This window comes from Leifsonia sp. NPDC077715 (assembly GCF_040686855.1).
Taxonomy (GTDB): Bacteria; Actinomycetota; Actinomycetes; order Actinomycetales; family Microbacteriaceae; genus Leifsonia.
On the sequence record NZ_JBFBOG010000003.1, the window covers coordinates 958,801 to 971,236 of the forward strand.

A 12,436-nucleotide genomic window follows, 5' to 3' on the forward strand; every position below is an offset into this window, starting at 1 on the left:
TGCCTTAAAGAGAGGAGTAGTCGTTCTCGCTGCCGGTCGTCGGCGCGGCCGGCATCCGGAGCGGGATGAGGTCGCGGGGCGGCATGGGCACCGACCCGCGCACCACGACGATGCTGCGGAAGAGGTCTTCGACGAGCGCAGCCGCCTCCGGCTGCACGGCCGCGTCGCCCGCGATCACGCCGCGGAGGAACCAGCGCGGTCCGTCGACGCCGATGAAGCGCGCAACGCGCGTCTCCACCGCACCGCCCGCGGCCGCCGCGACGGGGATCTCGGCCACGAGCTCCGGACCGAAGGCGCCATCGCGCTCGGTCACCCGACCGCCCTGGCGCTGGATCTGGTCGGTGATCTGCTCGCGGATCTCGTGCCACAGGCCCGTGGAGCGGGGAGCGGCGAACGGCTGCACCTGGAGCGTGGAGCCGGCGTAGTCGAGCCCGACCGCGACGACCCGCTGCGTCTCCTCCTCGACCTCGAGGCGCAGGTGCAGGCCCTCGCGCGGCAGGATCTTCACGCCGCCGAGGTCGACGTACGGGCGGACCGGGTTGGCCTCGCTCTCGTCGAGCGGCCCCTCGGTCTCGCGGTCCTCCGGGGCCGACTTCTCGAACTCCACGGCGTCGCCCTGCTGCTCGAGCTCGGCGTCTCCGCCGGCCCCGCGAGGGGTGTCGCTGATGTCGCTCACGCGTGTTCTCCTGCCTCGGTGACGGTGTACCCGGACGAGCCGAAGCCCGCGTCGCCGCGGTGGCTGTCCGGGAGGGTGTCGACGGGGATGAACCGGGCGCGCGTGACCGGCATGACGATCAGCTGGGCGATCCGGTCGCCGACGGCGATATCGTACGGCATCGACCTGTCGGTATTGAGGAGGGTGACCTTGATCTCGCCGCGGTAGCCCGCGTCCACGGTGCCCGGGGAGTTCACGATGGTGATCCCGTGGCGCATGGCCAGGCCGCTGCGCGGGACGACGAACGCCGCATAGCCGTCCGGCAGCGCAATGGAGACCCCGGTCGGCATGGTGAACCGCTCCCCCGGCCCGAGCACGACGGCCTCCGCTGCGCTCAGGTCGGCGCCCGCGTCCCCCGGATGCGCGTAGGAGGGTGGGAAGGCGGCCACGATCGGAACATCGACGGTATCGGTCACGTGTCAGAGGGTAGTGCAGAAGTCTGGTCGAATAGAGGACATGGACCTGTACCGAGAGCGGCTGTGGGCGACCCCCTGGCTGTTCATCTCCACCCTGCTCGTCATCCCCGCGATCATGCTCGTCTTCGCACCGATCAACTTCGCGGTCGGGGTCGTGCTGGCGATCGTCGTGTACGCCGCCTGGGCGATCTTCCTGGTCGTGACGGCGCCGACCATCCGCGTGACGGAGGACGAGCTGGTCGCCGGCAGCGCGCGCATCCCGCTGACGCTCGTCGGAGATCCCGTCGCCTTCCGCGGCGAGGACGCGACGCTCGAGCGCGGACGCCGCCTGGACGCGCGGGCCTGGCTGCTCATCCGCGGCTGGATCAAGCCCGTGGTGAAGGTGCCGGTGCTGGACGCGGACGACCCGGCGCCCTACTGGCTCCTCTCAACAAGAAACCCGGACCAGCTGGTCCGGGTTCTCGGTGAGGCTCGACGCGTGTCGTGAGTTATGCCGCGCACTCCACGCAGATCGGCCCGAGCTTCGTCTCGTGGTCGATCTGCGAGCGGTGCTTCACCAGGAAGCAGTTCACGCAGGTGAACTCGTCCGCCTGGGGAGGCAGCACGACGACGTCGAGGTCGAGGTCAGAGAGGTCGGCACCGGGGAGCTCGTATCCACCGGGGTTGTCGGCGTCCTCGACGTCGACGACGCCCGACATCTTGTCCGGGACACGCTCCTTGAGGGCCTCGATCGACTCGGAGTCGTCCTCGGTCTTCCGCGGTGCGTCGTAATCGGTTGCCATGCCCATCCACTTCTCGTCGTAACGGCCGATTCTCGCAATCGGCGGCCATAGTTTGCATCAATCGCCACTGAATAGCAAAACCATTCAGGAGCCTTTCAGCGATTGCTGGATGTGCAACTTCCGGCACGCCCACGGTATTCCCCGGATTGCCTTCTCTCCCGTGTCATTCTGGGGCGGTACAGACGAGCTCGGAAGGCACTCCACATGCAGGATCTGAAGGTCATCGGGGTCGAGAACGGCGCACTCGTCGCCGTCGGCGACGACGGTGAGCGTTTCCGCATCGCCGTCGACGAGGCGTTGCAGTCGAAAGTGCGGCAGGTGCGTCAGGAGACGCCCGCCGACGCCCCCAAACTGTCCCCGCGCGAGGTCCAGGCGCACATCCGCTCCGGCATGTCCGCCGAGGACGTCGCCGCGGTCACCGGCGCCCCGCTGGAGTACGTCCAGCGTTTCGAGGGCCCGATCATCGCGGAGCGCGAGCACATCGTCGCGAGCGCCCTGAGCGTCCCCGTGCACACCACCGACGCCGTCGACCCGCTCGGCGAGGGCGAGACCTTCGGATCGGTGATCCGCGACCGGCTGGCGTCCCTCGGCGTCGCCGGCGAGCGCTGGGCGAGCTGGAAGGACAGCGAGACCGGCTGGATCGTGAAGCTGGAGTTCACCGCCGACACGATCGATCACGACGCGCGCTGGTCCTACGACGCACGCAAGCACGCCCTGGCACCCCTCAACTCCGAGGCGACCACGCTGTCCCAGGCCGGCGAGCTGCGCGGCGGTGCGCTCATCCCCCGCCTGCGCGCCGTGCTGCCGCACGAGGGCGAGCCGGACACCTCGCGCTTCGACAGTGGCGCCTTCACCTTCCCGGCGCCGTCGGTCGACCTGCTCGGCCCCGAGATCACCCAGCCCATCGAGCCGCTGCCCCCGCAGGGGCGCGTCCCCGGGGCGAACAACTCCATCCCGGTGTCGGCCATGAAGCGCGCCGACGACGCCACCCCGCGCGACCTGCACCAGACCGCCGACCTGCTGGAGGCGCTGCGCCGCCGCCGGGGCGAGCGCGAGGCGGCGAACTACGACGACCGCGCGACGACGCCCCAGGCTCCGGTCCACGCCGAGTCCCCGGTCGCCGCTCCGCAGGAGCCGACGCCGCCGATGACCCCGTTCCGGGTCGTCGAGGATCGCACGCCGGTCGCCGAGCAGCCCGCCCTGCCGCTGGATGCGCCCGCCCCGCCAGCGGCACCGGCGCCGTCGAACAACGATTCCGGCCCCCAGCCATCGGCCCGCAAGAAGGGCCGCGCGGCCATGCCGAGCTGGGACGAGATCGTCTTCGGAGCACGCACCGACGACGACCTCGCCTGACGGATCCCTATTAAGAGGTCTCGATCAGGGACCTTTCCACGGGGACACGGTGTCGATTCCAAGTAATGCACGGATGTCCCGTATCCTGTGGGAATGCTTGCAACCGACCCTGCACGCACGATCAGTGCCGGCCTGCGCGGCCACGACAACGCGCTCGGTCTGATCCGTCTCGTCCTCGCCCTCGCCGTGCTGGTGTCGCACACCTTCCCGCTCGGCGGCTTCGGCCACGACCCGGGGTCGGGAATCACCAAGGGGCAGGCCAACCTCGGCACCCTCTCCGTCGCCGGATTCTTCGCGATCAGCGGCTACCTCATCACGAAGAGCGGGATGTCCGCCGACATCGTCCAGTTCCTCTGGCGACGCGTTCTCCGCATCTTCCCGGCCTTCCTGCTGGCGCTGCTGCTCGCCGCCTTCGTCCTCGGTCCGATCATCTGGTCGCTCGATGGGCACTCGCTCGGCGCGTACTTCGCCCGTGGCGCGACCAGCCCCTGGCACTACCTGCTCTCGAACTGGAACCTCCACGTCGACACGTGGGGCATCCTGGACATCTTCCAGAACTCCACGCCGTACGGTCAGGCCACCCACGCCAGCGTCATCAACGGCTCGATGTGGACGCTCGGCTACGAGTGGGACTGCTACATGATGATCGCGCTCCTGCTGGTCGCCGGCGTGCTGACCAAGGCGCGCCCGATCGTGGTAGTCGTCGCCGGCGTCATCTTCGCCGCGCAGATCGTCGACCTGGTCAGCCCGGGCACGATGGCGACGGTCTTCCCGCCGCTCGGCAGCGTCCAGTTCTCGTACCTGTCGTACCCGTTCGCCGTCGGCGCCGTGTTCGCCGTGTACTCGCGGTCCATCCCGATGAACGCGCGCTTCGGCATCGCCGCCGGCGTGCTGCTGGTGTGGACGCTGCTCAACGGCGGCTACGGGGTCATCGGCGTGCCCGCAGGCGTCTACTTCGTGCTGTGGCTGGGCTCGGTCATCCCGGGTCGCCTCCGGACCATCGGTCAGAAGAACGACATCTCGTACGGCGTGTACCTCTACGCGTTCCCGGTGCAGCAGACGCTCGCGTACTTCGGGCTCTACAAGCTCGGGATCGTCCCGATGATCCTCGGGGCCGCGATCATCGTTTTCGCCATCTCCTGGCTCAGCTGGCGCTTCATCGAGAGCCCGGCCATGTCGCTCAAGAACTGGGGACCGGGACGCGGCCTCGCGTTCTGGCTGCAGAAGCTGCGGCGGCGGCCGGTCACGACCCCGGAGGCGCGACCTGCGAACCACGCGCACGTGCCGCACCCGGTGACGGCGGAACTCAGCCAGCTGCCCCGAACCGCAGCAGCGGCACCCGCGTCTCCTCCGGCGTGATGGAGCCGTGCTGGCCGATCATGTTCCGGCCGGTGCGCTGCGGGTCGCGCCCGTCGTATTACGTTTTGACAGATTGTAGCGGAATGATGTGAAAAATGTTGTACATTCAATGTGTAAAGATAGGGAATAAGAAAAGATGTGTATTGTGGCTTTAGCATGGCATGTTCTGGATGATATGCCCTTATGTCTTATGTCAAATCGGGATGAGTTCTACCATCGACCAACAGCTTTATTACATCAGTGGCAACATACACCGATTATTGCTGGGCAAGATTTACAGTCGGGTGGGACTTGGATGGGCGTTACACCTCAAGGCCGATGGGCTGTCTTGACCAATTTTAGGGATGGACGAGATCAGAAATCATATGAAACCTCTCGGGGGCATTTAGTTCAGGCTTTTTTAGAGTCAGATTTATTGCCGATTCGATTTGCTCAACAATTAGAACAGCAGCAACAGAACTTCGCTGGCTTTAACCTGTTTATGGGAAATGCTGATCAAGCGGTTTATATGAGTAACCGTGGTGAAGCCCCGCAAGTATTAGCAAATGGTGTTTATGTGGTTTCAAATGGTTTGATGTCTGAACATTGGGAAAAAACCAGACATTTAAGAACACGTTTTACGCAAGAGTTTTTGCCTATGCTTCAGCACCAGACGGAAGAGTTAACTTTGCAACATGCTGCATGGGATATTCTTGAAGATGAACGTAAGGTCACAACGGCATTATTACCCAATACCGGCATTCAGCCAGAAATGGAAGAGTTATTATCATCGACTTTTATTCAAAGTCCTGTGTATGGTACACGTTGTTCAAATTTTTTAAGAATGACCAATAACGAATGGCTTTGGTTGGAAAAGACCCAACAAGGCGAGCATGGTGGGCAAATTGTTCAGCAACAGGTTCTCTTAAATCGATGATAATAAAAATGCCGATCAATTGACCGGCATTTTTAATCATCTAAGAATTAACCCACGATCACACCGCCATCTTTACGGGTAATCACAACAGTTGCTGAGCGTGGACGCGCAGTTTTGTTGCTTGGATCTTTCTGGGTTGCTGGCCAGTTACTTTCTGGTGTCGAGTAACTTGCAGAATCTTCGCCAGGGTGTTGAACATTAATGAAAATTGCTTTGTAGTCAGGTGTCATCGCAATACCTGTAATCTCACATTGCTTAGGTCCCACCAAGAAACGGCGCAAAGTTGAGTCTGTAACTTTAGCACCGACTAAAGTTTGCTGACCATTTGAGGTAGTTGCAGGAGCACCATCTCCAATCTGGCCTGGTAGCGCAGCAAGCATCATACAGTTAGTGACATCAGTATATGCGCCATCATCTGTTTGAATCCAAAGTACGCCACGTGGGTCGAACCACATACCATCTGGAGATGACAAATCATTGTTGTCTGTTAAACCAGATAGGTTGATGTTTGAAGCCATAGATGCTTCTGCACCAAATAGGTAAATATCCCATTTGAAGGTTTCAGCAGTCGTTTTGTCATCAGTTTCTTTAAAACGGATAATATGACCGTTAACGTTACCCTTTTGCTCTTTAGTGCCGTTGTAGAGGTCTGTGTAGTTACGTGGGTTTGCAGCATCGGTCGCGTAATCTTTACCACGATTTGAGTTATTGGTTAGGGTGACATAGACCTCGCCGTTTACTGGGTTGACCGTACACCATTCTGGGCGGTCCATTTTTGTCGCACCGACTGCATCGGCAGCTAAACGTGCAAATGTGACAACGTCAGCTTGTGATTTAAATGGGTAGGTCGTGTTGCTTTCATTTAAGCCATTTTTGCCATAAGCAAGTTCAATCCATTGACCTGAACCATCGTTATTAAACTTAGCAACATACAATTTACCTGCGTTCATGTATTTGTCGCCAACTGCATAACCGCCATTTATATCTTTAGCATCCCACACTGCGGTAGAGACGAATTTATAGATGTACTCACCGCGAGAATCATCGCCCATATAAAATGCTAATGGTTGACCTACAACGGCACGGCAAGCACTGTCTTCATGTGCAAAACGTCCCAGTGAAGTACGTTTAACTGGGTTTTGACGTCTATCAAATGGATCAATCTCGACCATCCAACCGAATGTATTTGGACCGTTACGGTAGTCTTGGGTAGCTTGTGCGGCTTTTACGTCGGCATTCCAGCGGTCATATAAGTCTTGTGACTCTACTTGACCAATTGCTGTTTCCCAGCCGTAACGTGAGCCAGATCCTGCTTTTAAGCCATAGCGTTTCAGTGCAATAATTTCTTCTGGAGTACGTAACGCGTCATCAGTCGTACTACGAGCAAAGTAACCAATAAAGTTTTCTTCCGTGGTTAAGTATGTGCCCCAAGGTGTATAACCATTACCGCAGTTATTATGAGTACCGCGAGTTTTACTTGCAGTAGGGGAGAAGCGAGTTGCGAGCAAGCCAGAACCAGCTGCTGCACCTTCAAAATCCATCTCTGTTGATGCTGTAATACGACGATTAAAAGCAGAACTTTTATCAATTGTTACTTTTTGAGTTGCAGCATCTTTTTTGATGTAAACAATAGAAACGCCATGCGCATTAGTTTCACGAATGACCTCATCTTCAGGGCGGCGTCCATCAACTTTTGTTGGGCCTTTTGGGTGAAGGAAAGTCTGATTAATATATTCATGATTCATGACCAACAAACCTTGCGCTGAAGCACTCTCGTCAAAGCGGTTTGTTGAAGTATTTAAACCAAAATAATGCATACCATCATGACAGTCGCCTGAACGGAACTGAAAGCTTGGGCCTGATGGAATATTATTATCGTCCCATTCGCCAAAATTAGGGTTGATTGAATCACCCAATGCATAAATGACATTCGCTTCATAACCTTCAGGTACAGTCACAATATCATTATGGTTTTTCGCAACTGTGGTAAAAGTTAATTTTTCTGGTTTTTTATTTGGGTCTACAGGTGTGGTTCCACCGTTGTTAGAACCTGAATCATCATCGCTATCATTACAGCCTGTTAATGTAGAGGCTAAAGTTAACGCTACAGCACCACTTGCTGCTTTAGTAATTAAACTACGGCGACTGATGTGTTGTTCTAAAATGTCACGAAAGTGGATATTGTCAGAAGTATTGTTATCCAATTCTTGGTCTTCATGATATGGCGTCAGCTCTGTCATGGGAAATTCCTAAGTAAATAAAGAGATTGTTCTAAAATTCTTCATGAGCTTAGTTTGTGAATGTGACGAGGCGTTGACGTTTTGATGATAAGTTAATGAAAAGTTCTGTAATTTTTCATTTAATTTTCATAAAAAGTAAAAGTTGAATGTAAAAATATTAAAGCTGACCTTAGCCAGCTTTAATATTTAGAGAAGTTATGAAAAATTATTTAGTTGTGACTGAAGGGGCAATTGGGTCTGCTGTAATATAGCCGACGTTAGCACTATAACCATTGTTGTAATTTTGGTTAATTAAGGCCTTAACATCCTCAGGTACACTACTACTATCGCCTGGATGTTGGAAGTTGCTCATGATGTAAGTCCAACCGTTGATTGAATCTACCGCATGTAAACCTGTTGACTCTGCACCTGCCGGTGTAGAAAGTAAACGTGTTAATTCTTTGGTATCTACATTGTATGCCCACAAGAAGTTGTTCACGTGGTTACCTGAGTCTTCACCAATGAATAATGTGCGTAAAGTTTCAGAGAACTTCAGATTGTCTGGGCTAGCAATTTTGTCTGGGTTCGCTGTATTACCTAGACTATCTTTCGCAGCAAGATCTTCACCCATGAGTAGCATATATGAGTAAAGAGGAACCCACTCGCTATTGATTGCGCTGCCTTCATTGTCTGTAAAGCTATTACCTAACTTGTGTGCCAGAACCCCACCAGCAGTAATTTTTTTAGAGAACGCGACATTATGTCCAGCGACATAACCTTTACCACCAATGACCATTGAATCTTGAATATTAGCTAAAGCAGAGTAAGCAACTTTATCTTTAATATTTACGTTAGTACCTTCCATCTTGGTAAACGCCATACTTGCACCTTTTAGTGCTGCATAACGATGTGTTTCCAAGAAAGCTGCTGCTTTTTCCATACCTGGTTTAAGTTTGACCCAAAGCTGTTTCTTTGCCAAAGTGATTTCAGTATAGCTCGCATCATTTGGATTGGTTGTTAAACTTTCCATGATGTCAGTTGACTTAATCCCACCAGCAACTAAATCCTCAATTTCTTTACTTGTCGCATGGCCAAGTTTGATCCATTGAATGCTAGCAGTTGAGGTTTCAGTTAGGGTATTGATGTATTTAGCAACGTATAGTGTCCCTGCCGATAAATCTTTTTCTTTATCTGCAACGAACATGAAGAAGCCACCGTTGGTGTAGTCATCTCCCATAAGTGCTGTACGGTTGTCTGGCATAACATGGATAAGTTCGTGAGAAATACGACCTAAACAATAGTGCTTTTTAATGCTACCAGTACCATCAAGGTTAACTGTTACTTCTGGCAAATGACCATAGTTATATGGGTTTGCTTTAGTTTCATCACCAAAGAAGTATTTACCAAGATATTTTGGATCTGTACCGCCAATACCTTGATTGAATGCATCTGGCTCATATTCTTCACTTGATAAGTGAGTGTTCCAAGGTGATAAGCTAGCACCGCAAGTAATCCATAAACCGTGTACTGGTGCAGTATCAACGTTGAAGTATTTTTTAAGTTCTAGGTGACCTGTTTTTTGGTCTTGATCTAAAGTCAAAATTGCGATTGGTGAAGGTAATTGACCGTAAGTATCACCGCCTGCTTGGTCTTTAGAGTTGTATTCAAATTGAACGACATGGAACACTGGGTTTGCTACGCCTTCAACTTTCGCACCTTCTAATTGAATTAGAGATGAACCATCTGGACAGTCTGAAAAGAACTGACGCTCTTTACCAGCAACTGACTTATCCATAATTGGATTGCCGTTAACATCAAAATAACCACCCGCGATAATCGTTCCACCACCAAGTTTTGGTACGCTATCACCAGTTTTAAAGAAAGGTTTATAAGCGAGTTGGTATTCAGTACTGGTTGAATTTTCCCAATCAATTTTTAATTTAGAATTCACTACAGTTGTTGCACGATCAGCTGCAGTTGTTGGCGCTGGCATTGCTGTGAATTTTGCATTTTTAAATTTGCTTGGTTGTGGTGTTGGAGTGACTACTGAGCTGTCATCACTATCATTACAACCTGCTAATGTTGCTGCCGTAGCCATCGCTCCTAATGGTAGAAAAGGAATCCCCGAAAACCATTTTAAAATTTCGCGACGCGTTGGTTGAGTAGAAGCAGTTGTCATAAGAAATCCGTAAATTTTGTGGGTATATTTGTTGAGTTGATTCTATGGACTGAAAATGACACTTTTCTTACATTTTTAAGTCACTTTGAAGACAGTTTATTGCTTTGTAGATTAAAAAGTGTTCTATATAAAAAAGCCTGAACTTGTAGGCTCAGGCTTTTTCTTAGAAATCATTTTATTCAGCAGAATGGCTTTTTCTTTTCTCAAGAATTTTACCAAAGAGCAGGCCGAGTTCAAAAAGCAACCACATTGGAATTGCTAACATCACCATTGAAATTGCATCTGGTGGGGTAATAAACATCGCTACGAAAAAGCATCCTACAATGATAAAACGTCGCTTTTCAGCAAGGCTTTTTGTATTTACCACACCGATTAAAATAAGGAGAAGCGTAGCGATTGGAATTTCAAAAGTCAGTCCAAATACTAAAAATAACTTTAAGCAGAAGCTTAGGTAGCTATTAATATCCGTCATCGGTGCAACAGTTTCAGGCGATACACTAATAAAGAAATGTAAAATTGCTGGAAGAGTAATGTAGTATGCAAAAGCAACACCCGCATAAAACAAGACAATACTACCGATGAGTAATGGTAGTGCTAAATGACGTTCTTTTTGATACAGCGCTGGACGAACAAATGACCAGATTTCATACAGAATAAATGGCATTGCCAGCACAAGTGCGACAAATAAATTGAGTTTAAAAGGCGCCATGAATGTTGCAGTGACATCGGTTGCAATCATTGACGAGGAGGTTGGAAGTTGCAGCCTCAAAGGTTCGGATAGTAATTGGTAAGTATTATTTCTAAATGGTAATAAGCAAAAAAATAAAAATAAGGTTACTCCGACAATCCTAAATAAATGACGTCGTAAAACGACCAAATGGCTCATGATTGGCATTTGGTCTAAATTTTCCTGATTATTTACAGTGGTTGAAGGCAGTTGGTTCATACGGCAATCTTCAATTTAACAGGTGATGTCTCTGAAATATCAGTTGATGATGCTAAAGGCATAAATTTTCTAATGTATGGGACTTTATAATGGCCTGATATAGGAAGACATATCCGAATAGGTTGGGGCACTGATTTGGTTGCCTCAGCCTTATCTATATTTTCAGAAATATTCTGCTTTTGAATTTCTTCAAGCTGTTGTTGTACTTTACGTTCTAGTGCTTCAATGCGGTTGAGTTCTTCTTGCATTTCTTTTCGAAACTCAGAAAGACGCAACTCTTGATCAATCTCATTTTGCAAATTGGTAATATAACGTTTTAGGCGAACATACCAACGACCAGCAAAGCGTGCAGCTTCTGGAAGTTTATCCGGACCTAAAACTAAAATTGCAATAATTGCAAAACAGAGTAGCTCTGTCATTCCTACATCAAGCATGGTCGAAAACCTTTAGCTTTTTACTGATGTGCTGTCAGGTGTTTTGACTTGGGCATCAATGGTACGTGGAGTATTAAGAGCAGTAGTCTCATCTTCTTCACGAACTGATTTTTTAAAGTCTTTTACTGCACCGCCTACGTCTTTACCGATATTTTTTAATTTCGACGTACCGAATAATAAAATAACGACAATTGCAAAAATAACGACATGCCAAATAGATAAACCGGCCATGATCTTATACCTCTTTTCAGTTTGCTTTATATCAACAGGTTGCCATGACAGGAATGTGACATTTATATGTCATTTTTAAGACAATGAATGGCTGCCAAAACCTAAAAAGTTAATTTTATAAGCTGAATATCTTCTTTTTTATTTATACATAGTTTGAAAAAAGTCACTTAAATTACTTGAAATGGAGAATACATTTGATTTTGAAAAGGTGTAGCATAGCAAGCTGGTTTTAATGAGCAAGAGGAGAGAGCGTGGCGCTACTACTGCCTGTATTGGCATTTATCACAGGACTTCTAATTGCTCAGACTTCCATTGCAGAAACCATAAAACCTATTCTTTCAGCTTGGCTTGCCCGCTTACTGATTCCAATTGTGATTATTTACAACATGGTATTTTATCAGCCAGGTAGTTTGAGTTTAATGCTGTTTAGCTCCGGTTCAGCATTTCTTATTTTCTTTGCTTATTTAGCTTTATTTAAAGACAGATTGTTAGCGCTATGCGTAAGTTATACCAACATGGGATGGCTTGGTTTTCCCTTTGCCATGGCTTTATTTGGCCCTGATGCTACGGCTCCTATTGTGGCTTTATATATTGGTATGTCTCTTTTTGGAAATGCGTGGGCTGTTACGGCAGTCACCACTGCACCACAAAGTAAGCTCAACATATTAAAAAATGTTTTAACTTCTCCACCGTGTATTTCAATATTCTGTGCACTTTTACTTAGGTCGTTAGGTGTTCAATATATCGAGCATCCTGCTATACATTGGGTATATGAAGTTGCCAAGTTTGTTATGACTTTTGCTGGTATGTGTGTGCTGGGAATGTGGCTACGCCGTACTCGAGTGCATTTGAAAGACTTAATTTACAGTACTAAAGCTCAAGCATT

13 protein-coding genes are annotated in these 12,436 nt (G+C 50.8%); 5 read left to right on the forward strand and 8 right to left on the reverse strand.

The genetic code is table 11. From position 1 onward, the window contains the following. Positions 1-4 precede the first annotated feature (4 nt). Both AB0P25_RS18460 and dut read right to left on the reverse strand, forming a co-directional pair. Positions 5-607, reverse strand: coding sequence for a DUF3710 domain-containing protein (locus AB0P25_RS18460; RefSeq protein ID WP_363809356.1), 603 nt, complete (start codon positions 605-607; stop codon positions 5-7). A gap of 65 nt (positions 608-672) precedes the next feature. Next, positions 673-1,131 carry a dUTP diphosphatase gene (gene dut, locus AB0P25_RS18465; protein WP_363809290.1) on the reverse strand — a complete coding sequence of 153 codons (459 nt, stop codon included), beginning with the start codon at positions 1,129-1,131 and terminating at the stop codon, positions 673-675. A gap of 40 nt (positions 1,132-1,171) precedes the next feature. On the opposite strand from dut, the gene AB0P25_RS18470 reads away from it, so the two are divergent. Further along, positions 1,172-1,618, forward strand: coding sequence for a DUF3093 domain-containing protein (locus AB0P25_RS18470; protein WP_363809292.1), 447 nt, complete (start codon positions 1,172-1,174; stop codon positions 1,616-1,618). A gap of 1 nt (position 1,619) precedes the next feature. On the opposite strand, the gene AB0P25_RS18475 is transcribed toward AB0P25_RS18470, so the two are convergent. Further along, positions 1,620-1,913: a DUF4193 domain-containing protein gene (locus AB0P25_RS18475; protein WP_026307201.1), complete on the reverse strand. Its 294-nt coding sequence runs from the start codon at positions 1,911-1,913 to the stop codon at positions 1,620-1,622. A 204-nt stretch (positions 1,914-2,117) separates the two neighbouring features. Between AB0P25_RS18475 and sepH the strand changes: the two genes are divergently transcribed. From sepH to AB0P25_RS18490, 3 genes are all read left to right on the forward strand, one after another. After that, positions 2,118-3,266 carry a septation protein SepH gene (sepH, locus tag AB0P25_RS18480; protein WP_363809293.1) on the forward strand — a complete coding sequence of 383 codons (1,149 nt, stop codon included), beginning with the start codon at positions 2,118-2,120 and terminating at the stop codon, positions 3,264-3,266. 93 nt (positions 3,267-3,359) lie between these two features. Next, positions 3,360-4,625: an acyltransferase gene (locus AB0P25_RS18485; RefSeq protein ID WP_363809295.1), complete on the forward strand. Its 1,266-nt coding sequence runs from the start codon at positions 3,360-3,362 to the stop codon at positions 4,623-4,625. A 136-nt stretch (positions 4,626-4,761) separates the two neighbouring features. After that, entirely contained in the window at positions 4,762-5,541 is a 780-nt protein-coding gene (locus tag AB0P25_RS18490; protein WP_005066100.1) for an NRDE family protein, read from the forward strand. Between the two features lie 47 nt (positions 5,542-5,588). On the opposite strand, the gene AB0P25_RS18495 is transcribed toward AB0P25_RS18490, so the two are convergent. From AB0P25_RS18495 to AB0P25_RS18515, 5 genes are all read right to left on the reverse strand, one after another. Then, the gene (locus AB0P25_RS18495; RefSeq protein WP_363809298.1) at positions 5,589-7,781 is read right to left on the reverse strand and encodes a PhoX family phosphatase; all 2,193 of its coding nucleotides are present in this window, start codon (positions 7,779-7,781) and stop codon (positions 5,589-5,591) included. A gap of 205 nt (positions 7,782-7,986) precedes the next feature. Continuing rightward, positions 7,987-9,939: an alkaline phosphatase PhoX gene (locus tag AB0P25_RS18500; protein WP_017398797.1), complete on the reverse strand. Its 1,953-nt coding sequence runs from the start codon at positions 9,937-9,939 to the stop codon at positions 7,987-7,989. 175 nt (positions 9,940-10,114) lie between these two features. After that, on the reverse strand, positions 10,115-10,885 hold the full coding sequence (gene tatC, locus AB0P25_RS18505) for a twin-arginine translocase subunit TatC (protein WP_032035370.1): 771 nt from the start codon (positions 10,883-10,885) through the stop codon (positions 10,115-10,117). Beyond that, on the reverse strand, positions 10,882-11,319 hold the full coding sequence (gene tatB / locus AB0P25_RS18510; protein ID WP_002114889.1) for a Sec-independent protein translocase protein TatB: 438 nt from the start codon (positions 11,317-11,319) through the stop codon (positions 10,882-10,884). Before tatB ends, tatC begins: the two co-directional genes overlap by 4 nt. A gap of 12 nt (positions 11,320-11,331) precedes the next feature. Further along, positions 11,332-11,550 (reverse strand): Sec-independent protein translocase subunit TatA, encoded by a 219-nt coding sequence (locus AB0P25_RS18515; RefSeq protein WP_002114991.1) that lies wholly within the window; start codon positions 11,548-11,550, stop codon positions 11,332-11,334. Positions 11,551-11,801: 251 nt separating this feature from the next. Here AB0P25_RS18515 and AB0P25_RS18520 point away from each other — a divergent pair. Next, the coding region (locus AB0P25_RS18520) for a permease (RefSeq protein ID WP_363809300.1) at positions 11,802-12,436 on the forward strand (635 nt) is incomplete at its 3' end.

What these genes read in the sequence shown, in the direction of transcription:
- AB0P25_RS18490 (WP_005066100.1), top strand. Translation starts at nt 4,762, where the DNA reads ATGTGTATTGTGGCTTTAGCATGGCATGTTCTGGATGATATGCCCTTA.
- tatC (WP_032035370.1), bottom strand. Translation starts at nt 10,885, where the DNA reads ATGAACCAACTGCCTTCAACCACTGTAAATAATCAGGAAAATTTAGAC.
- AB0P25_RS18495 (WP_363809298.1), bottom strand. Translation starts at nt 7,781, where the DNA reads ATGACAGAGCTGACGCCATATCATGAAGACCAAGAATTGGATAACAAT.
- AB0P25_RS18500 (WP_017398797.1), bottom strand. Translation starts at nt 9,939, where the DNA reads ATGACAACTGCTTCTACTCAACCAACGCGTCGCGAAATTTTAAAATGG.
- AB0P25_RS18485 (WP_363809295.1), top strand. Translation starts at nt 3,360, where the DNA reads ATGCTTGCAACCGACCCTGCACGCACGATCAGTGCCGGCCTGCGCGGC.
- AB0P25_RS18470 (WP_363809292.1), top strand. Translation starts at nt 1,172, where the DNA reads ATGGACCTGTACCGAGAGCGGCTGTGGGCGACCCCCTGGCTGTTCATC.
- tatB (WP_002114889.1), bottom strand. Translation starts at nt 11,319, where the DNA reads ATGCTTGATGTAGGAATGACAGAGCTACTCTGTTTTGCAATTATTGCA.
- AB0P25_RS18515 (WP_002114991.1), bottom strand. Translation starts at nt 11,550, where the DNA reads ATGGCCGGTTTATCTATTTGGCATGTCGTTATTTTTGCAATTGTCGTT.
- sepH (WP_363809293.1), top strand. Translation starts at nt 2,118, where the DNA reads ATGCAGGATCTGAAGGTCATCGGGGTCGAGAACGGCGCACTCGTCGCC.
- AB0P25_RS18475 (WP_026307201.1), bottom strand. Translation starts at nt 1,913, where the DNA reads ATGGCAACCGATTACGACGCACCGCGGAAGACCGAGGACGACTCCGAG.